Raw genomic sequence first — 19,357 nt, forward strand, 5'->3', positions numbered from 1 at the left:
TTGAAAGCCCGCGCCTCGCGGGCGGTCGCGATCCCGCGAGGCTATGTTACAGTCGTGAGACTTGGATAGCGCAGGTCGGTTGATGCTCACAACGCTCGCGGTGCTCATGAATCTTACCGGTGTCGCCGCGACGGCGGCGCCCGCAAGCAACGAAGTCGACGTCGCCCTTGTCCTGGCGGTCGACACGTCGCGCTCGATGGATCTCGACGAAGTCCGCATCCAGCGTGAGGGCTATGTCGAGGCCCTGAAGCATCAGGAATTCCTGAACGCGGTCAGGAACGGCCTGACCGGTCGCATTGCCATCAGCTATTTCGAATGGGCGGGTTATGTGGTGCCCGACTCCGTCATCGACTGGACGGTGATCGAAACAAAGCAGGATGCCGATGCTTTTGCCGACAAGCTGGAGGCGCGTCCCGTTATCACCCAGCGACGCACCTCGATTTCGGCGGCTGTCGCGCAAGGCGCCACGATGATCGTCTCCAGTCCCTATAGCGGCATGCGGAAGGTGATCGACGTATCAGGGGATGGACCGAACAATTCCGGTGATCCGGTCTTGCCTGTAAGAGACAAGGCGGTAGCGGCCGGCATCACCATCAACGGTCTGGCAATCATGCTGCGGCCATCGGAAGCGCCGGGTGGACTCGACCGATATTATGCGGATTGCGTGATCGGGGGACCGGGCTCGTTCGTGCTGCCGGTTCACAAGGTGGAGGACTTCGCTGTCGCGATCCGCCGCAAGCTGGTGCTTGAAGTCAGCGGACTGGATCCGCTCGTCAAGAAGATCGCAGCCACTCAGGCGGGAAGCGATTGCCTCATCGGCGAAAAACAGTGGCAGAATCTCTTCGACCGCTGAGTGAAACAGCCGCATCGGTGATGCGGCTGTCGCAGGGTGTCAGAGCGCGCGCAGATCTTCCGCGGCGGTCTTGCCGGATCGGCGATCCTGCGTCGGCTCAAAACTGACCTTCTGGCCATCATTCAAACCCTGAAGGCCCGACCGCTGAACGGCAGAGATGTGAACGAACACATCAGGCGCGCCGTTATCCGGCTGGATGAAGCCATAGCCTTTTTCAGAATTGAACCACTTAACTGTACCAGTTGCCACTTTATATCCTCGGTTGTTTCCCAGCGTCGCCAACATAAGGTTGGCGACTTGTTTGGCAAGAGGGAAACGCGAAGATATCTGCGCGAGACCGAAACTCGTCTCGGCGAGCCGTCTCAAGATCGGTAGTCGGGCACCGTCTGAGCGAGAACGCGATGAAGGCTCTCCAGGTGCATCCGGGCGCTCTCGGGATCGCCCTCGCGTATCTGTTTTGCCGCCGCCGCAGCGATGTGCTCGGGCACCGGCAGCAGCGATCTTCCCGTGCTCATTGCCTTGATCTGCACTTCGGCGGCGCGCTCGAGATAATAAAGATCATCCCAGGCTTCAGCGATATTCGGCGCGCAGACCATGACGCCGTGGTTGCGCATGAACAGGATGTCCTTGTCACCCAGCACGGCGGCGATCCTGTCGCCTTCGCTCTCGTCGAGCGCAAGGCCATTATAGTTTTCGTCGACGGCAACGCGTCCATAGAACTTCAGCGCCGTCTGCCCGGCCCAGACGAAGGGGGCGCCTTCGATCATGCTGAGCGCCGTCGCATTCGGCATATGGGTGTGAAAGGCCGCGCCGACCCTCGGCGACATCCTGTGCAGACGTGCATGGATGAAGAAGGCGGTCGCCTCCGGCACGCCGTTGCCTTCCACGACATTGCCCTCGAAGTCGCAGATCAACAGCGATGATGCCGTTGCTTCCTGGAACGCCCAGCCGAGGCGGTTGACGAGAAACAGGTTGGGATGTCCGGGCACGACGGCGGAGAAGTGATTGCAGATGCCTTCTTCCAGACCGAGCTTCGCCGCCGTTCTCAGGCAGGCGGCGAGATCGACACGCGCCTGCCAGATCTCCTCGGTATCGAGCGAGGCATTGCGCAGAATGGCCGGTTGTCCGTTGGGAAGATTGAGTTCGTGAGCCATCAGGTCCTCTGCAGTAAAATCCAGCCGGCAGTTAAAAGCAGGCCGGGCACGTTGTCGAGCGTCGGTATCATTTCGTCGCGACGATAATCGCTCAGTGGCTTGCGCCGGTTCCATGGTCTGCTCGAACCGCACGAAAGCCGAGTTCGCGCGCCGCCGCAAGGTCGGATTTCTGATGCCTGACATCACCGGCGACAAGGCGGTCTAGCCATTTCCCCGATATTTTCTCTGATGGCGAGAACTCCATCGTCGTGAGGTTGTCGGACTGTGCCTTGACCACGCTAAGCCCGCGTAAATATTACGATAGTTTCAATCTGGCGCCGTTGATGTCGCGCCATCGGTTCGCGCAATACGCGTGTCACGATGAAGTCACAACACTTTCTGGCAGGCTTGTGCTTAGTTGCCGGTCGGCGCGTTGCGGCAGAGGAGCGAACAAGGCCGCGCATGCGATCGGTGTAACAGTCGGGCGAGGGCGGCGCAGGCGCTTTTTCGCTCGAACCAATGGTATCGCAGCGTCGGTGCATGGACGCTGGGATGGGGCACCGGAGGATTACCTTCGCGTGCCTATCAACTAGCGGCAGGTATGAATGTCAGTCCACTTTAGAGCAATAACGCCTGACGAGGCGGCCGGTAGCGCAGAAATCATAGTCCAGGCATATGCTGAACCGCCGTGGTTCGAGCAATGGTCGATTGAAAATGCTGTAGCTCGTCTGAATGAGATGACGACAACACCTGGCTGCCTGACCATAGGCGCGGTGTTGGAAGATAGTCTAATCGGCTTCGGCTTTGCGCTTCCTCATACGACGGTGGCCGGTCGCGGACTGATGGTCGCGGAGATTGCCATCATGCCGCCGTATCAGCGCAAGGGGCTTGGATCCGCTCTATTGCGGCACATCGAACGCGAGGCTCGGGCCGCCGATTACCTGCATGTTTGGTTGGTATCGCAACGAGACGGCGGAGTCGCTGACTACTATCGGGGTAACGGTTATACCCAATCCAGCAAGCTCGGCATCTACACCAAGCTGCTGCGATAGGTTTACCGCCGGCCGGTTCAATGCGCCTTGAGTTGGGCCGCGCCGCCAAAGGGAGCAAAGTCGCGAACGGCAGCGTTTGGTATGTCGAGAATCTCGCGATTGATTGCCTGAAGCGCAAGATCGAGCCAGTGTATCGCGCTTGCGAGCTCGACATCCTGCGCCACGTACCTGGCATAAGTGACCATTCGCGCAAGCGCCGCCAGCTCATCCAGATCGTCGATGGATCGTTCGTTGAGGCTTTCGCCCGTAAAGTTCGCCGATGTCGTGCCCATGCTCAGTCCCCCAATATCGCCGTCGATCATACCGGCAGCGGATGTCGCGGGCGCGTGAAAAACGCGTGACACAACCTTGGATGAATGGCGAAGCCAGCTTATGTCCGGCCGGAACGAAAGAGAAATGTCTGATGCAGTTTCCACCCGACCTCTTGAGAGCTGCGTTCTTCCGGCGTGGCGAGCACTGCCTCCACCAAGGCCAGCGCGTCTATCCGCTTCTGGTCGATCGTCCCCGTGACGAGCAGCTCAAGCAGCACTTCGGCGTTCTCGATAAGCCCTGGACCGCAGTTGCTTACAACCGAACGCCAACTGCGGCGCTTGAAGAAGAGGCTGGCGGCGGCTGTCTGCAGAGCGACGCGCAATTGGTGTGAAATGAGTTCGGCATCTTCGAGATGATCGAGTGTCGACCTGACATTCACCAGCGGCAACGTCAGTGGCTTGCAGCCCAATTCCGCGGGACCGTGGAGCAACGCAACATCGGCATCGTCGACAGTGACGCCGCTCGCGTACTCCTTGAATATGCGTCCAATACCCATCATGCCGAAGGCTTGGCATTCGGCGGCGCGCAAAGCGCCCATGCTCGCCGCGCCGAATATAGTTACGTTTTGCGAGAGCGCATGGAGAATTTCCTTGTGCCAGATCGGTGCCGTGTATTCGAAGCCGCCATCGACAATGCCGATTACCGTTGCGCCATCGCGCACGGCCCGAAGCACATCGCCTTGTACCGCTGGCGGACGGATATCGATGCGACTTTCGGAAAAGGCGACGGCATCGGGAAGGCTGGGACCGACGAATACGACCCTCATGTCAGGATCGCCGCCGCGATCGCCCGGGGGCCGAAGCGTCGCGCCCGGTTCCCGGCCGGGTTTTCCAGCGCTGGAATGAAAATTTTCACGACACTGAACGGAAGCGATGGCGCGGAGAGAGGCAAAGCGATTACGGCGCCGATTTGCCGCGTCTTCAATGCGCAAAGCACATGATCGAGGTGTTCGCCGAGGGACGCCTGTTCCGCCGCCCTACCCAATGTTGGCAACCTGGGTAGTGCGGCGAATGCACTTCTCGTCTGCTCGGGCAGGCGTTCAGAAAAAGTCTCCGGCGAAATGTCGTCACGCGCGCCGCTTATATAGGTCAGGCGGGACTGCACGGCTTCCGTTATGGCACGGATCGCCGCGCGGATGGGGGAAGGGTGGGCGCCGCTGCCGCCGGTAACTTCAACGAAACGAACGTTCGGGTCGTGCAATACCGCTTTCGGCGCCAGCAGGGCGCTGAAGCAGGGGATGCCGATGTCGCTGGTGATGTCGAAGAGCTTTATTGACAGGTCGCTCGAGAGGATCTTCGCCAACAGCCCATCGAGCTCAGGATCGCCGAAGCCGGCGGGGTCGACGCATCTCGCGTAACGGCTATCGTCACTTCCCACTTGCCAGAGGATATAGGCATCGCGCTCGATCCGTTCGAGGATGCCATGAAAGATCGCCTCATCGAGTGTATTGCCCGAAGCCAGGCCATCCGACGACATCCAGAAGCGGCTGTCGCGCGTTTGATCGAGGATGGCCGCCTCATAGGGGACATGGACCTGACGGCCCGACAGCAGCTCGCGGGCGGCCGCCCACTCGATATCGTCGTCGGGCGCGATATCATCCTTGCCCTGCCCGATAAGGCTGTCCAGTCTCTCGAAGTCCTGTCCAGCCTCGCACAGTGATTTCGGCGTCGCGAAAACCGTCTGCACAGCCGGTTCTGCGGCGACGGCGCGTTCCAATGCTTCCATGACTGCGGAAACCTTCGCGTCATCGTCGGAAAGACCCTTACCCTGCGCAACCACGATAGACCGCGCGTTGGGCGCATAGGCACACCAAACAGGGATGCCGATACAATCGAGGCCGGTATGGCGCGCAACGCGGGTTATACCGAACGCAGCCAACAGCGGCGTAACCCGCTCAAGGGTCTTCGCCGGCGACATGGTGCGATCGGAATATCTCGCCAAGGGACCGTCGGTCAGCGGACGAGTTCAGCCGACGACGTGACCGGAGAAGGCTTCCTTTGCCGACGAGACGGCAATCGCGAAGTCGACCTTCTTGGCAAATGTGCCGCCAGCCTTGCGGATTTCAGCCACTCTCGCCAGATCGCCCGTCACGTCGATCGGCTTTACGGTACCGGATTCCAGATCGGCGATCCAAAGCCCTGCTTCGCCTTCAACGCCAAAAACAACTGCCTTTGCCATCAGACTTCCCCTCGTGTTGTCTATCAGAAGCCAGCCTTGAGCAGGCCCTCCCGATAGAGATCCTTCTGCCAAGATTCCTTGAACGGTACGACCGCGAGCCATTTCTCGACATCGAAAACCGGATTCACGGCTTCGGCGCGTTGCCGGTAAAGTTGGGCCCGCTTCCTGTCGCCGAGCATCGCGCAACTCGCGGCCGCGATGCGGTGGGCAGGCGCCTTGTCCTTCATGGCACCGACATAATCCATGGCCTCCTCATATCTCTCGAGGAAGTAGCTCGCGCCTGCCGCGCACCAGAGATAGGAGTCGGGCGATATCGGATTGAGCGCCATCGCCTTCTGTATTTTGGCAAGTGCATCCGCGGGCCGGGAAGCGTGAACGAGGGTGTCCGCGTGGCTATAGATGACGTCGGCAAAGTGCGGGCTCAATTCCTCGGCCAGTTGAAGAGCCTCGACGCTGCCGTCGACATCGCCAAGATAGAGTTTGGTTACGCCGAGCTCGCGGAAGCCGCCGGGGGATCCTTCGTCGCGTTCTATCGCTCTTGCGGCGCTCTGCTCGGCCATGCGAAGGAGCTCTTCGTTGCCCTGCGCCGTCACGAGCCATTCGCTGGTATAGGTGCGCGACAGGCCGGTAAAGGCGGGCGAGAAATCGCCGTTGTACCTTAGAGCCTCCTTGAAGGCGGCGCGCGCACGCCGAATATGAGGAAGCGTGAGTTTTCCGACCAAGCTCGCGCCGATGAGATAGGAATGGTAGGCCTGCGGGCTCGCTTCCCAACTGAGGCGTTGTTGTTCCTTTTTCGCCAGTTCCGTCACCACCGACGCCGTCAGTTGCTGGGCAATCAGCCGCCTCTGCGTGGGCAACGTGTCGGCGGTCATCGAAAACCGTGTGGCCCAGATGATCTCATCCGTTGGGAAGTAGATGAGCTGCGCGTAGAGGCCCTCGCCGGACAATCTCGTGTCCAGCAGATATGAAATCGAGTAGCGGCCGACAACGGTGGACTTATCGGAATCGCGCCGGATTTGCTCGGCCGTATGTGGTGCGACGATCGATATGTTTCTCAGTGCGCAAAGCTCGATCGTGACATCCTCGATCAGCGCGCCGGCAAGGGGCAGCCCGGCTTCGTTACCGTCCGAGGTCGGCGGCAGGAGGACCATGCGAGGCAGCGCCGGCGTGGAACTCTCGCCAGCGCCAACAGTCGATGCCTCGTAGGGTCCCTGCGGACGGGCGAAATGCTTCGTCGCAGATGACCTGGGTTCCAGATTGTCTCCGACCCGGTTTGTGCCCGGCAGTTCACGCAGCATCGCCCTGATCTGCTCGTCTCCGGAATCCTTTTCCAGCAGATACAGGCCGGCGGCCGATAGCGCGCGAAAATCCTCCGCACTTTCGGCCTGTGGGAGCGCTGCCAGCAACGCCTCGCGCAGTTTCAGGTGATGGTGATGCCGTTCTCGTTCGATCCACGCCTCGATCAAGCGAGTGGCGGGTCTGATGCTGCCGGCAAAGTCGCGACGCAGCAGGTCGGCAATGGCCTTTAACTTATCGAGTGCCGGCGTGTCGGCATCGATGATCTCAAGATCGACCGAAAGCAGTTCGACGCGCAGCTTTATCGCGGTCGGGGTAATTGAAAAGGGAACGTTGTCGTTGGCGCCGTCCACCTGGCGTATACGCGAAATCAACTTGCGCAGGTTTAGACCGGCCAGTTCAGCCTCGGCGTCGGCCCAGAGAAACTCCGCCAGTTCGTGGCGGCTGAGTTCATGCTCTCTGCAGGTAAATAGATAGGCGGCCATAAGCACGGCCTTGGCCGGGTAGCGCACAGCTTCGCCGGTCTCGTCGCTCATGCGCAGGTCGCCAAATGTTTGCAGATGCAGCACGAATTATCCTCTGCCGGTTTCCAGTTGCTCCCAGTTGTTGCTGGAGAGGCTCGAAGCGCCAAGGCTTCTCGCCAGAGCCAGCAGCTTTTGCCGGACATTTGCATCTTCGATGGCAAGGAATGCCTTGCTCAGGGCAATGCCCTCCTTGGAACTCATGAATTGGGCAATCTCGTCCGATTCCGCCCGCGCTCCCATCATCTCGGAAGGAGCGGCATTTTCAAAGAAATAACCAACGGGCACAGCAAAAATATCCGCGATCAATTGCAGGCGGCTCGCGCCGATGCGGTTGATGCCCTTTTCGTATTTTTGGATCTGCTGAAAGGTAATGCCCAGCGATTCCGCCAGATTGCTCTGGCTCATGCCAAGCGCTTTGCGCCGCTGTCGGACACGGCCCCCGACGTAGACATCAACGGCATTCGCAGATTTTGCCTTCATCGTCCGTCCATCCCACGTTGAGAAGAGAGCGGCATCATGACGCTTTCTCAGAAAAATGCAACCAAAAGTACATTTTGCAAATGCGTAATATCACCGCGGCAACGGCGATGAGTTTGTGGGCGCCCAACGGTGCCCGGAATGCATGGCCAGCTTTGAATGGACCGGTCTCCCTGGCTTCCTTGCTGGCCACAGAATCAGCATTGTTTCAGATGGAATATTCTCAAATATGCGACCGACGATTGTGTCACGTCGATTTCACGCACGTGTTTGCCTCTTTGTGATTATTGTCTGCTCATCGAAGTTCTAGGAATGGCACGGGTCGTCGGTTTCGACAATGGCCGGCCCTCGAACCGATGATTTGCCACTCAAGAAAAGATTTTCATATGCGATCCGATCAGTTCGATGACCTTTGCCAAGAGTCCGGAGAAACAAGCACCATGGAATTGCCAACAATAGAAGTCAGCCACGCAGACAGGCTCTTCGCTTGCCGACAGAAGGTCGAGGAAGCCGTCCATCGGATCATCTTCGGGGAGGAATTGGTTCAGTTTTCCTCGGCCGAAATCGCCATGGCTATCGCCGATGTCGCCGATGACTACATCCTGACCGTCGCCAAGCAGCAAGCTGCCAGGCATTAGTGCCTCGCTATCCTTGTGCCGACGGAATAGATGCGCCGTCGGCATGGCCATAGGCTTGAACGCTTAGCGCGCAAGCGCATGTGGCGGCGCCAGTCTATCGCAGGCCACATAGGCCGATTTCATGACAAACGCGATCATGTTATTGTTGATCTCGCGACCGGTTCTATGCCACAGCTATGCCGCCGCCTGCAGGTGCAGGCTGGCGACGGAAAATCTCACACGATCGTCTGCCGGCCGCTTGCCGTCTTCCGTCACGTCGAACGGGAAGCGCTCGAAGGCGTAATGAGGCTCGCAGGATCAAGTGCGCGACATGAACAGGACATTTCATCGGATTATGGTTGCGGATCGCCGGATGCTCACACCGGGTATGGTGCGATTGACGTTCGCCGGCGACGATCTGGCCGCATTCCATTCCTCCGGCATTGGCGACGAATATCTTCGGCTGTTCTTTCCCGACACGGAAACCGGCGAATTGGTTTTGCCGATCATCGATGAAAATGGTGGTTGGACCTATCCCGAGGGTAAGCCGCCGGTTCGTTGCGCGACCTACACGGTTCGCCGTTTCGATGCCGAGGCAAAGCGAATGGATATCGATTTTGTCGTGCACGAGGGAGGCGTTGCCAGCGAATGGGCGCAATCCGCGCGGCTTGGCGACGAGATGGTCATCAACAATCCACGCGGCCTCTATGTGCCTCCAGACGACATGCAATGGCAATTGCTGATTGCCGACGCCACCGGTCTCCCGGCCCTTGCACGTCTGCTGGAACAGACACCACGCGGGATCAAGTCCCGAATATTCATCGAGGTCGCGTCTGCTGCGGACGAGCAGAGTCTTCCCGAACATCCCGGCGCGACCGTCACGTGGTTGCACGGTTGCGGGAACGGCATAGCGCCGAGCAGATTGGAAGAGATCATGCGGTCGGTGCGATTTCCGTCCACTCCCGGCTATATTTGGGTTGCCGGGGAGCAGAAGGCTGTCCGTGCGATCCGTAAATATGTTCGCCAGGAGCTCAAGCTTCCGGCCGATCGTTACAAGCTGGTCGCCTACTGGATTGAAAAGCGGCAGGAGTGGACAGCCGCGTGGGAGGCCCTCGACCCGGCTATCCGGCAGCAGATCGAAGCCGCCTGGACTTCCGGCCGTGACGAGGAAGAGGTGCGCGACGAGCTCGAGACGACGTTGGAGAAATTCGATCTGTGAGTGCACGCACGCCGTAACTTACCATGCGTCGCTTAGCGCTTTTCCCGTTTCAGTTCTTGGCAGAACCCGCTCGCTGCCCTCCCATGAAAGCAAGCGCCGGCCGAGGTGAAATGCGTGGGGATAAGCCATACGGACCCATGAGGAAATGGGCATTTTGCCGTATATTCCAGACAACGGATTCACGGATTCGTCGAGTCCCAATGCACGTGGATGCCGCTGCACTTGCCGCGCGGCAGCGGCGACAGGCCCCGCGGCACCGCGAATAAACGGAACTGATCATGCGCATTCTTCATACCGCGGACCTGCATCTCGGACGCCAGTTCCACGGCATATCGCTGGAGGAGGATCATGCCGCGATCCTGGAACAGCTCCTCGATGCGATAGAGACACATCGACCGGATGTCTTCATCATCGCCGGCGATATCTTCGACCGCGCCGCGCCGCCGGCAAGTTCGGTTCGTCAGTTCAACAACTTTCTCCGCAGGGTGGCGAGTGAAACCGACGCAGCCGTCGTCATGATCGCTGGCAACCACGATTCAGGCGACCGTATCGGCTCGATGTCGGTCATGACCGACGCACGGCGTGCCCTGATCCGTGGCGCGCTTCTGGCCGAGGAGGTTCCGCTGGTCCTGCACGATGCTTCAGGCCCGGTCGCCTTCTCAGGCCTGCCCTTCGCCTACGAGTTCGCGGCGCGCGATTGCTTCGGCGACGAGACCATCGCCATCCCGGAGCACGTCATTCGCGCCCAGATCGCCTCGGCCCGGCGCCATGTCCCTGAGGGAGCGCGATGGGTAGTAGTGGCGCATGCCTTCGTGGAAGGGGGAGCGACCAGCGACGCCGAACGGCCGCTGGCACGCGTCGGCGGAATCGAGACCGTCCGCCACGATACCTTCGAAGGCGCTCACTACGTGGCGCTCGGCCATCTGCATCTGCCGCATCATGTCGGGGCACCGCATATCCGCTACTCCGGCGCGCCGCTCGCATTCGGTTTCGACGAGGCTGGTGGGACAAAGGGCATGACGCTGGTCGATCTCGATGGTGACGGTGCTGCGGCAATTGCCACGATCCCGTTCAAGCCTGCCCGTGGCGTAAGAATTCTGCGCGGAAAGATGGAGGATCTCCTGAGCGGCGAGCCGTCGGATGATTTCATCAAGGCGGTGCTGTCCGACGAGGTGCCGCTGATCGATCCCATGAAGCGCCTGCGCGAGCGATACCCCAATGCCTGCCAGATCGTCTATGCCCGCGACGAACGGGCGCCCGAGATCAAGTCCCTCGTCGGGCTGCAGGCCGCCGTGCACGATCCGGCGCAGGTCATCCGCGACTTCCTTCTGCAGGTGCGCAGCGAAGATCCCGCCGAGGCGGAATTGGAGCTGATCGGGTCCGCACTGGCGGATCTGCGGCAGGTCGAGGTAGACGCATGAGACCGGTCCGGCTGACAATGCAGGCCTTCGGGCCTTATGCCGGTCGCGCGGTGGTGGACTTTCGCGAGGCGATCGCATCCGGGCTCTTCGGCATCTACGGCCCCACAGGGTCCGGAAAGTCGTCGATCTTCAGCGCCATGACCTTCGCGCTGTTCGGCGAGGCGGCCAAGGCCGAGCAGGACACGACATCGCTGCGCTCCGACCATGCCGATGCGACCTTGCCGACCGAAGTGGAGTTCGTCTTCGATATCGGCGCCAAGCGCTATGTGCTCCGCCGCCGCCCGGAACAGACGCGGCCGAAGCAACGCGGCGAAGGCGAGACGCGGGATACGCACGAGGCGTGGTTGTTCGACGCTACCGGGCTTGCTCTGGAGGAGATAACCGAGGCCAATCCCGGCAAGGTGATCGCTGAGAAAAAGACCAGCCACGTTCGCGATGCCGTCATCGAGCTGCTCGGCTACGGCGCCGAGCAGTTCCGGCAGATCGTGCTTTTGCCGCAGGGCAAGTTCGAGACCTTCATGGCGGCGAAGACCGACAAGCGGCTGGAAATCCTGCGCGAGCTTTTCGACGTCTCGATGTATCGCCGCATGGCCGCGAAGTTCAAGGAGGATGCCGCCGCCGCCGAGAAGCAAGTGCGTCAGGAACGCGAATTATGCGCCAGGCAGCTCTCCATGGCTGGTTTCGAGAGCCCTGATGCGCTGGTCGCCGGCATAGATGTGGCCCGGGCGGCAAATGAGGCCGAAGCGCTGAAGGAAGCCGAAGCGGCACAAGCACTTGAGGCCTCGCGATTGCAACTGGCTGCCGCGAGGCAGGTCGAGGATCAGTTCAGGTCGGTCGAGAGAACCGAGCGTGAACTGGAAGCGCTGGTCGCTCGGGAGGAGAGCATCCGGCTGCTTCAGGAGCGGGTGGACAATGCGCGCCGCGCGCAGGCTTTGCTTGACGTGGAGCGCCATGCGCTTGCGGCGCAACATGAAGCGAGACAAGCTGCAGCGGATATGAATACCGCGATCGCCAATAGCGCTGCCGCTGCGGATAAGGCCGCAACAGCTGCCGGTTTGCACGAAGTGGAATTGGCGCGGTCGTCGGAGATCGAAGGCGTTCGCCAAGTGACCGAAGAGTTGCAGCGCCACCAGAAGACCCTCGAGGATGCGGATGGTTATGCCCGAAAGGCAGCGGACGCCCGTACGTCTGTCGGGGAGGCGAAGCGGAATTTCGACGCCGTCGAAAAGCGGCTTGCCGACATGCTCTCACGGAAGGCGGATGCCGAGCGGGCGCTGTCACGTGCGCGGGAAAACCATGTTGCGCGGCAGAGGCTGCAGCACGAGGCTCTGGCTGCCGAGGGCGCGCTGAAGATCGCGGAGAGCTACGGCGCAGCCGTCGGCGCGACCGAGAAGGCCGTTGTTGAGTTGCAGGCGGCCAAGGACATCGATGCGGCGGCAACGCGGCAACTCGCCGACGCCAGGGATCGCTTCGAGGCTGCGGAGCGCGCGCTGGCCGATGCGCAGGCGGTTCATCTGGCGGCGAAGCTCTCGCCGGGCGATGCCTGCCCCGTCTGCGGTTCGGTCGAGCATCCCCTGCCTGCCGCCGGCGGCGTCGGCCATACCGGGTTAGACCAGACATTCCGGCAAACGAAGGTTGCCCGCGATCAGGCGCAGGTCAGGCAGCAGGAAACCGCGCGCCAATGCGCATCCGCCGAGGCCATATGGCAGGAACGCCGGGATCGACTGGATCAATTGCCGAAGCCCGAACAGGCCGCGGGCGAATTGCGCGAAACAATCGCCAGCCTGAATGGCGAGATCGCGGCACTCGGTCCAACCGTAGATTTTGCCGCTGCAGAAGCGGGACTCGCTCAGGCATCGGAGGAAATCCGGTCGACGGAAGTGGAGTGGGATGCCCTGCGCGTCGCCTTCGATGCAGCAAGGACGGAAGAAGCGCTTGCCCGCGACCGGTTCGAACAGGCGATCGCCGTGATCCCCCAGGAATTGCGGTCTGCGACCGTACTTGCCGGGCGGCTGGCGGAGAGAATGCGGGAGCTGACGGCCCGGATCGAAGCGGCGAGAGCGGCCGAGGAGGATGCCAGAACATCGCGCGAGGCGGCTCTCGTTGCAAACATGGCGGCGGATGCGGCAAGGCAGGCGCACGAGAAGGCGGAGATTCGCCGCGAAGAGAACGGCGCGGAATTCCAGCGGCGCCTTGAGGCAAGCGGTTTCGGCCTTGAGCAATTCCAGCAGTTCAAGCAGTGGATTGAGACCATCGACGCCGATTCCGGAGCGGTCGCCGAATATCGCAGTGCGCTCGCGGTTGCGCGAAATGGATTGGACGCTGCAAAGCGTGCCGTAGAAGACAAGGAGCGGCCGGATGTGGCCGCTTTGGAAGAAGCACATCAACTCGTCGAGCAAGCGCTCGATGCGGTGAAGACGGCGCGCGCCGAAGCTCAGGCGCACTTGCGGCAACTAGAGAAGCTGAAGCTCGACATCGCCAGCGAACTGCGCCGGCTTGAGCAGATCGAAACTGAAACGGGTGCGCTTCGCACGCTCGCGGCTCTCTTCAATGCCGACAACCCACTGCGGCTCGATCTCGAGACCTATGCGATCGGCGCGATGTTCGATCAGGTGCTGCTCGCCGCCAACCATCGCCTCGGCCCGATGAGCGGCGGGCGCTTCAGCCTGGAGCGCGAGATCGAGGGCGGCAGCGGCCGTTCGCGGCGCGGCCTCGGCATTCGCGTCTTCGACGTTCACACCGGCAAGGCGCGGGCGACCGCGACGCTGTCGGGCGGCGAGACGTTCATGGCCGCACTGGCGCTGGCGCTCGGGCTCTCGGATATCGTCGAAAGCACGAGCGGGCAGGTGCGGCTCGATACGATCTTCATCGACGAAGGCTTCGGCAGTCTCGATACGGAAAACGAGTCGGGTACGCTCGATCAGGTTCTTCAGGTGCTGAGCAATCTGGCGGGCCAGAGGCGCGTCGTCGGGCTGATCTCGCATGTGCCGCTGGTGCAGGAGACGATTCCAAACGGCTTCTACATTCGCAAGCAGCCGCTCGGAAGCGTTATCGAGGCGCGCGGATTGGCATAGCATGTTTCACCGCGCACCGTCCGATCGGGCGGCGCGCGATGCTGTTATTGACTGCGAGCCTTAGAACTCATCCCAGCCATCGGCCGACGGCGCATAGGCCACGGCGGCGTTCCCGGTATGGCGCATCTGCGGGATCGACGCGTGCTTGGCTGCCGGCGCGCGCTCGACAGGAGCGGCAGCCGGGCGGCGGGCCTGCGGGGTCGACCGGGTCTTGAAGCCGGCCACCATGTCGGCGAGGTTTTGTGTTTCGCGCGACAGGCTTTGCGTCGCGGCTGTTGTCTCCTCGACCATCGCGGCATTCTGCTGGGTTGCCTTGTCCATGTGATCTGCGGAGCTTGCGACTTCCCGCAAGCTGACTGCCTGTTCACTGGTGCTCGCCGTGATCGTGTTGACGAACTGGCTCATCTGGACCACTTCGACGACGATGGCATCGAGAGACTGGCCCGATGCGGTCACTAGGTCTACGCCCTGCTTGACCTGTGTGGCCGAGGTGGAAATCAGCGTCTTGATCTCCTTCGCCGCATCGGCGGAGCGTTGCGCCAGCCCGCGGACTTCCTGCGCGACGACGGCGAAACCACGCCCCGCTTCACCAGCACGCGCAGCCTCGACGCCGGCGTTCAGTGCGAGCAGGTTGGTCTGGAAGGCGATGTCGTCGATAACGCCGATGATGGTGTTGATCTGGTTCGACGACTGCTCGATCGCGGCCATCGCGTTGACGGCATTGCCGACGATTTGTCCGCCTCGCTCGGCCTTGTCCTGGGTCGAGGCGGCGACAACCTTCGCCTGGCTGGCACCCTTGGCGCTTTCGTTGACGGCGGTCGTCACTTCGCCGATCGCCGCGACTGTTTCCTCCAGGCTTGCCGCCTGCTGTTCCGTGCGCTTGGCGAGATCGTTGGAGGCGCTCGAAATCTGCTGCAAGCCGGCGCTGATGGTGCTGACGGCGCTGACGACCGAACTGACGGTTCCCTCGAGAGACGCGATGCTGTCGTTGAACTTGACCCGAATGGTTTCGAACTCAGGCGCGACGGAGTTCTCCATGCGAACCGTCAGGTCGCCGGCGGACAGCGCGCTGAATCCTTGATCGATGGCGTGAACGAAAGCACGGAGGTCTTCGGCCTTGGCGTTGTCGATCTGAAGCTGGCTGTCGCGTTGTGCCTGCTGGGTTGCGCGAGCTTCTGAAGCTTCGCGTTCCAGGCGCTTGTTTTCGTTGGCTGCTTCCTTGAAGACCTGGACGGCGCGCGCCATTGCGCCGATTTCGTCGGGACGCTCCTGCCCATGGATGTCGGCCTGCAGATCGCCAATTGCCAGCCGGCCCATGGTGACGGTGGTGCGTCGGATGAGGCCGGCGAGCGAGCGGGCGAAGATCAGGAATCCAACCAGCGACAGCAGCGACACGACGACCGTGCCGACGAGCGTTGCCGTCAGAGCCTGCCTGCTGGCGACGACGATCGGCGTGACGTCCGAGGCGATTTCGAGAACGCCGATCTTGGCGCCGGAGAAGTCTGTGAAAGGCACGGCCTCGACGACGAAATCCTTGCCGTCGACGGTGGCGAAGCGCCGCTCGTTTTCGCCATCATAGGCGCCCTGAACCTGCTCGGGCGTCAGGATGGATTTATCGGCGAAGGTCGAGGCCTGGATATCGAGCTTGCCATCGACCTTGATGTGAATGGCGATCGCGGCATCGACCGATTTCGCCAACGGGGCGAAATAATCGTTTGTCAGCGCGGTTCCGACGTCGACCACGCCAACCGTCTTGCCGTCCTTGATAACGGGTGCCGTCGCGAACATGCTGACCGCCGTGCGGCCGGGCTCGGTGCCGGCAACAAGGTTCCCCTCCTTGAGGGCGGCCACGATGGTCTTGCGGCGGCTGGTCAGGTCGTCGCCGAACTTGTCCGGCGTATGAATGCGGGCAACAGCCACGCCCTTGGCGTTGCTGAAGGTAATGAGCTGCAGGCCATTGGCCATGATCTTCGGCATGTTGGCCGCGTATTTCGCAACGATGGCTTCGCGGGCATTGCTTGCGATCAGATCCGCCGTTTCGGGCTCGCCGGCCAGCGCCAGCGCCATCGCTGCGGCAGCGCGCTTCTGCGCTTGCATATCCGTCTGGATGACCGCGAGATCGCCTTCTAGTTCTTTCTGAAGCGCGCGGTCGTTCATTTCCGACTGCCGGTACCAGCCAAGGCCGCCGATGGCGGCGCTGGCGAAGAGTACGGCTGCAAATCCGTAGGCAGTAATGCGGATCCAAAGAGGCCGCTTAATGTTGAGTTCATCCATAAAAAATCACCACTGAAAGTAACAGCCGCGGCCGGAAAGTGTTGCACTTCGGGCAAGATGGGGAGAACTCTTAAATTTTATGTAAAACGCCTACAAAGATTTATGACAGGCAAAAATGCCGGAAGATTATCTCTCCCGGTTGCTGCGTTGCAGCAATAATGTCCGGTTCAACGCCAGCCGAGAGCCGGTGCGATATGGGTCAGAATTGCCTCGATGACATGGGCGTTATAGGCGACACCGAGCTGGTTGGGCACCGTCAGCAGCAGCGTATCCGCTTCCGCTATCGCCTCGTCCCTTTTCAATTGCTCGATGAGCGCCTCCGGCTCCGCGGCGTAGCTGCGGCCGAAAACCGCGCGTGTCTTCTCGTCGATGAAGCCGATCTTGTCTTGGCTTTCGCCACTGTGCCCGAAGTAGGCGCGGTCGCGCTCGTCGACCAGCGCGAAGATGCTGCGGCTGACGGAGACGCGGGGTTCGCGGCTGTGGCCGGCCTCTTTCCAGGCCTGGCGATAGGCGCGGATCTGCTCGGCCTGCTGCACGTGGAAGGCTTCGCCCGTCTCGTCGTCCTTAAGCGTCGAACTCTGCAGGTTCATGCCGAGCTTGGCGGCCCAGATGGCGGTCGCGTTGGAGCTCGCGCCCCACCAGATGCGCTCGCGCAGACCCTCGGAATGGGGCTCGAGGCGCAGCTTGCCGGGCGGGTTGGGGAACATGGGACGCGGGTTGGGCTGCGCGAAACCTTCGCCGCGCAGCACGTCGAGAAAGACTTCCGCGTGGCGACGCGCCATATCGGCTTCGCTCTCGCCTTCCGGCGGCGCGTAGCCGAAGTAGCGCCAGCCGTCGATCACCTGCTCGGGCGAGCCACGGCTGATGCCGAGTTGCAGGCGACCGCCGGCGATGAGATCGGCAGCGCCGGCATCTTCGGCCATGTAGAGCGGGTTCTCGTAGCGCATGTCGATGACGGCTGTGCCGATCTCGATCCGGCTGGTCTTGGCGCCGACTGCGGCCAGAAGCGGAAACGGCGCGGCGAGCTGGCGGGCGAAATGGTGCACGCGGAAATAGGCTCCGTCGGCTCCCAGTTCCTCCGCTGCGACCGCGAGGTCGATCGACTGAAGCAAAGCGTCGCCTGCCGACCGGGTCTGCGATTGTGGGGAGGGCGTCCAGTGCCCGAAGGAGAGAAAGCCGATTTTCTTCATGATAGCGCCGCTTCAAAGGGGATGTTGATCGCTGTGCTTCATCGCATGATTGAGGTGCGGCGGATAGGTGCGGGCACGTTTTTGCGTGCCCGCCCAGAGGGTCAGACTTCCTTGAGCAGCTGCTCCGCGATGCGGACGCTGAGTGCCGCACCCGTGAGCGTCGGGTTCATGCAGGATGCAGACGGCATGACGCTGGTGCCGGCGATGAACATGTTCTTGTGGTCATGCGTCCGGCAATCGCGATCGACGACACTGTCCTTCGGGTCATCGCCCATGCGGGTCGTGCCCATTACGTGCTGGCGGTTCTGCCACTTGACGTCGGTCGAAAGCACTTCGGCATCAAGCAGTTGGGCGATCTTGTTCAGATCCTCCAAGCCGCGGTCACGCCCCGCGTTCCAGTAGTCGGTGACGCTGTAGTAGAGCACCGGGACAGGGATGCCGAGCGCGTCGAACTTGGTCTTCGACGGCGTGACGCGGTTTTCGGCCAGCGGCAGCGGTTCGAAGTCGATCGCCCAGTTCAGCGAGCGCGCCGAATACTGCCTGATCTTTTCATCCAGCTTCGAGCCGAGGATGCCCTTTTTGATGAAGCCTTCGGTCATCTGCGCCGTCGGCACGGTGTTGCGCACCTTGATCTTGTAGCTCGGATAGTCCTTGCGGAATGCGCCGTCACGCTGGTTCAGGTAGACCAGGAGCTCGGTCGGGCCTTCGCCCGGCCACATGTCCTCCTTGGTCAGCATGTTCATGCTGATGCCGGTGTGGTCCATGAGGTTGCGGCCGACTTGATCCGAGGAGTTGGCGATGCCACTCGGATATTTGTCGGAGGTCGAGATCAAAAGCAGCTTGGCGGATTCGATGCCGTAGGCCGCGAGTACGAAATATCTCGCCGTCAGCTTGTGCTCCGAATTGTCCGGCTTCTTGTACCAGATCGCGGTGATCTGGCCATCGTCGCCTGCCTCGATCTTGTAGACAACGGAGTTGTCGAGAAGCTTGGCGCCGTGCATCTCTGCTTCGTCGATATGCATCGATCCGTCATATTTGGCGCCGATGGGACAGACCGGGTTGCAGTTGTTGTTGCCTGCGCAGACCGGGCGGCGGCCGTAGGGACGCGAGGCGCGGCCATGCGGCTCGAGCACCGGATTGAAGCCGCCGACGCTGAGCTTCTCGGCCAGCGTCTCGAACATGTAGCTGGAGTTCAGCTGCTTCATCGGGAAGGGCATGGAGCGAGGCGGCATCGGGCCGCCACCCTGGCCGCTCTCGTCCTGGCCGTCGAGACCGGTAACGCCAAGTTCCAGTTCGGCCTTGTTGTAGTAATCCTCGAGATCGTCATAGCCGATCGGCCAGTCGCGGCCGCGACCGTAGAGTGACTGGATCTTGAAGTCGTTCGGGATCATTCGCCACAGCGCGGAACCGAAGTGCCAGGTCGTGCCGCCGACCACACGCAGATAAGAGGTGTTGTACTTAACCGGGCCTTCGTACTGCAGGTAGTCGCCATAGGTGGACGGCGCATGCGGAAGGCTCGGGAACGGGGACCCGGCGCCCTGCAGCTTGGCGTTTGCCAGCGAAAGCTTGATGGGAGCGTTGCGGAAGGTCTCGACGATATCCCGGCGATTGACGCGCGGACCAGCCTCCAGAATGATTACCTTCTTGCCCGCCTTGGCGAGGTTCGCCGCGATGATCCCACCCATCACGCCGGAGCCGATAACGATTACATCCGCATCATATGCGTCATTTGCCATT

The 19,357-nt window shown here is 61.3% G+C and carries 17 protein-coding genes; 6 read left to right on the forward strand and 11 right to left on the reverse strand.

Translation table 11 applies throughout. The annotated features are described in order from the left end of the window. Positions 1-82 precede the first annotated feature (82 nt). Positions 83-853: a DUF1194 domain-containing protein gene (locus QTL95_RS06375; RefSeq protein WP_289719122.1), complete on the forward strand. Its 771-nt coding sequence runs from the start codon at positions 83-85 to the stop codon at positions 851-853. Between the two features lie 39 nt (positions 854-892). On the opposite strand, the gene QTL95_RS06380 is transcribed toward QTL95_RS06375, so the two are convergent. Together QTL95_RS06380 and QTL95_RS06385 are read right to left on the reverse strand one after the other, a co-directional pair. Continuing rightward, a complete protein-coding gene (locus QTL95_RS06380; RefSeq protein ID WP_037184966.1) occupies positions 893-1,102 on the reverse strand; it encodes a cold-shock protein in 210 nt (69 codons plus the stop codon). A gap of 113 nt (positions 1,103-1,215) precedes the next feature. Next, the gene (locus QTL95_RS06385) at positions 1,216-2,007 is read right to left on the reverse strand and encodes an aldolase (protein WP_289719123.1); all 792 of its coding nucleotides are present in this window, start codon (positions 2,005-2,007) and stop codon (positions 1,216-1,218) included. 584 nt (positions 2,008-2,591) lie between these two features. Here QTL95_RS06385 and QTL95_RS06390 point away from each other — a divergent pair. Next, positions 2,592-3,038 carry a GNAT family N-acetyltransferase gene (locus QTL95_RS06390; RefSeq protein WP_289719124.1) on the forward strand — a complete coding sequence of 149 codons (447 nt, stop codon included), beginning with the start codon at positions 2,592-2,594 and terminating at the stop codon, positions 3,036-3,038. Positions 3,039-3,055: 17 nt separating this feature from the next. Here the strand turns inward: QTL95_RS06390 and QTL95_RS06395 are convergent, their stop codons facing one another. The 6 genes from QTL95_RS06395 to QTL95_RS06420 form a co-directional block, all read right to left on the reverse strand. Beyond that, positions 3,056-3,310, reverse strand: a complete 255-nt coding sequence (locus QTL95_RS06395; protein ID WP_289719125.1) for a hypothetical protein — start codon at positions 3,308-3,310, stop codon at positions 3,056-3,058. Positions 3,311-3,408: 98 nt separating this feature from the next. Further along, the gene (locus QTL95_RS06400; protein ID WP_289719126.1) at positions 3,409-4,116 is read right to left on the reverse strand and encodes a TfuA-like protein; all 708 of its coding nucleotides are present in this window, start codon (positions 4,114-4,116) and stop codon (positions 3,409-3,411) included. Then, positions 4,113-5,267 carry a YcaO-like family protein gene (locus QTL95_RS06405; RefSeq protein ID WP_289719206.1) on the reverse strand — a complete coding sequence of 385 codons (1,155 nt, stop codon included), beginning with the start codon at positions 5,265-5,267 and terminating at the stop codon, positions 4,113-4,115. Before QTL95_RS06405 ends, QTL95_RS06400 begins: the two co-directional genes overlap by 4 nt. A 48-nt stretch (positions 5,268-5,315) precedes the next feature. Further along, entirely contained in the window at positions 5,316-5,528 is a 213-nt protein-coding gene (locus tag QTL95_RS06410) for a hypothetical protein (RefSeq protein WP_289719127.1), read from the reverse strand. Positions 5,529-5,551: 23 nt separating this feature from the next. Then, positions 5,552-7,393, reverse strand: a complete 1,842-nt coding sequence (locus tag QTL95_RS06415) for a peptide antibiotic resistance protein (RefSeq protein WP_289719128.1) — start codon at positions 7,391-7,393, stop codon at positions 5,552-5,554. A gap of 3 nt (positions 7,394-7,396) precedes the next feature. Continuing rightward, positions 7,397-7,828, reverse strand: coding sequence for a helix-turn-helix domain-containing protein (locus QTL95_RS06420; RefSeq protein WP_289719129.1), 432 nt, complete (start codon positions 7,826-7,828; stop codon positions 7,397-7,399). Between the two features lie 437 nt (positions 7,829-8,265). Here QTL95_RS06420 and QTL95_RS06425 point away from each other — a divergent pair, with 437 nt between their 5' ends. The 4 genes from QTL95_RS06425 to QTL95_RS06440 all read left to right on the forward strand — a co-directional run bounded on the left by QTL95_RS06425 (position 8,266) and on the right by QTL95_RS06440 (position 14,156). Continuing rightward, complete coding sequence (locus tag QTL95_RS06425; RefSeq protein ID WP_289719130.1) at positions 8,266-8,463, forward strand: hypothetical protein; 198 nt, start codon at positions 8,266-8,268, stop codon at positions 8,461-8,463. A 334-nt stretch (positions 8,464-8,797) separates the two neighbouring features. Next, on the forward strand, positions 8,798-9,661 hold the full coding sequence (locus QTL95_RS06430; protein ID WP_289719207.1) for a siderophore-interacting protein: 864 nt from the start codon (positions 8,798-8,800) through the stop codon (positions 9,659-9,661). 278 nt (positions 9,662-9,939) lie between these two features. Further along, positions 9,940-11,082 (forward strand): exonuclease SbcCD subunit D, encoded by a 1,143-nt coding sequence (locus QTL95_RS06435; protein ID WP_289719131.1) that lies wholly within the window; start codon positions 9,940-9,942, stop codon positions 11,080-11,082. Beyond that, positions 11,079-14,156, forward strand: coding sequence for an AAA family ATPase (locus tag QTL95_RS06440; RefSeq protein ID WP_289719132.1), 3,078 nt, complete (start codon positions 11,079-11,081; stop codon positions 14,154-14,156). The genes QTL95_RS06435 and QTL95_RS06440 overlap by 4 nt, the downstream gene beginning before the upstream one ends. A gap of 60 nt (positions 14,157-14,216) precedes the next feature. On the opposite strand, the gene QTL95_RS06445 is transcribed toward QTL95_RS06440, so the two are convergent. The 3 genes from QTL95_RS06445 to QTL95_RS06455 all read right to left on the reverse strand — a co-directional run bounded on the left by QTL95_RS06445 (position 14,217) and on the right by QTL95_RS06455 (position 19,356). Further along, positions 14,217-16,430 carry a methyl-accepting chemotaxis protein gene (locus QTL95_RS06445; RefSeq protein WP_289719133.1) on the reverse strand — a complete coding sequence of 738 codons (2,214 nt, stop codon included), beginning with the start codon at positions 16,428-16,430 and terminating at the stop codon, positions 14,217-14,219. A 167-nt stretch (positions 16,431-16,597) separates the two neighbouring features. Continuing rightward, positions 16,598-17,620, reverse strand: a complete 1,023-nt coding sequence (locus QTL95_RS06450; protein ID WP_289719134.1) for an LLM class flavin-dependent oxidoreductase — start codon at positions 17,618-17,620, stop codon at positions 16,598-16,600. A gap of 101 nt (positions 17,621-17,721) precedes the next feature. After that, complete coding sequence (locus QTL95_RS06455) at positions 17,722-19,356, reverse strand: GMC family oxidoreductase (protein WP_289719135.1); 1,635 nt, start codon at positions 19,354-19,356, stop codon at positions 17,722-17,724. Position 19,357 lies beyond the last annotated feature (1 nt).

The organism is Rhizobium sp. S152 (assembly GCF_030380735.1).
In the GTDB taxonomy this organism is placed as follows: domain Bacteria; phylum Pseudomonadota; class Alphaproteobacteria; order Rhizobiales; family Rhizobiaceae; genus Rhizobium.

Coding starts and splice junctions, on each gene's coding strand:
- QTL95_RS06450 (WP_289719134.1), bottom strand. CDS start 17,620: ATGAAGAAAATCGGCTTTCTCTCCTTCGGGCACTGGACGCCCTCCCCA.
- QTL95_RS06445 (WP_289719133.1), bottom strand. CDS start 16,430: ATGGATGAACTCAACATTAAGCGGCCTCTTTGGATCCGCATTACTGCC.
- QTL95_RS06410 (WP_289719127.1), bottom strand. CDS start 5,528: ATGGCAAAGGCAGTTGTTTTTGGCGTTGAAGGCGAAGCAGGGCTTTGG.
- QTL95_RS06440 (WP_289719132.1), top strand. CDS start 11,079: ATGAGACCGGTCCGGCTGACAATGCAGGCCTTCGGGCCTTATGCCGGT.
- QTL95_RS06395 (WP_289719125.1), bottom strand. CDS start 3,310: ATGGGCACGACATCGGCGAACTTTACGGGCGAAAGCCTCAACGAACGA.
- QTL95_RS06435 (WP_289719131.1), top strand. CDS start 9,940: ATGCGCATTCTTCATACCGCGGACCTGCATCTCGGACGCCAGTTCCAC.
- QTL95_RS06430 (WP_289719207.1), top strand. CDS start 8,798: ATGGTTGCGGATCGCCGGATGCTCACACCGGGTATGGTGCGATTGACG.
- QTL95_RS06375 (WP_289719122.1), top strand. CDS start 83: ATGCTCACAACGCTCGCGGTGCTCATGAATCTTACCGGTGTCGCCGCG.
- QTL95_RS06455 (WP_289719135.1), bottom strand. CDS start 19,356: ATGGCAAATGACGCATATGATGCGGATGTAATCGTTATCGGCTCCGGC.
- QTL95_RS06400 (WP_289719126.1), bottom strand. CDS start 4,116: ATGAGGGTCGTATTCGTCGGTCCCAGCCTTCCCGATGCCGTCGCCTTT.
- QTL95_RS06385 (WP_289719123.1), bottom strand. CDS start 2,007: ATGGCTCACGAACTCAATCTTCCCAACGGACAACCGGCCATTCTGCGC.
- QTL95_RS06390 (WP_289719124.1), top strand. CDS start 2,592: ATGTCAGTCCACTTTAGAGCAATAACGCCTGACGAGGCGGCCGGTAGC.
- QTL95_RS06420 (WP_289719129.1), bottom strand. CDS start 7,828: ATGAAGGCAAAATCTGCGAATGCCGTTGATGTCTACGTCGGGGGCCGT.
- QTL95_RS06405 (WP_289719206.1), bottom strand. CDS start 5,267: ATGTCGCCGGCGAAGACCCTTGAGCGGGTTACGCCGCTGTTGGCTGCG.
- QTL95_RS06425 (WP_289719130.1), top strand. CDS start 8,266: ATGGAATTGCCAACAATAGAAGTCAGCCACGCAGACAGGCTCTTCGCT.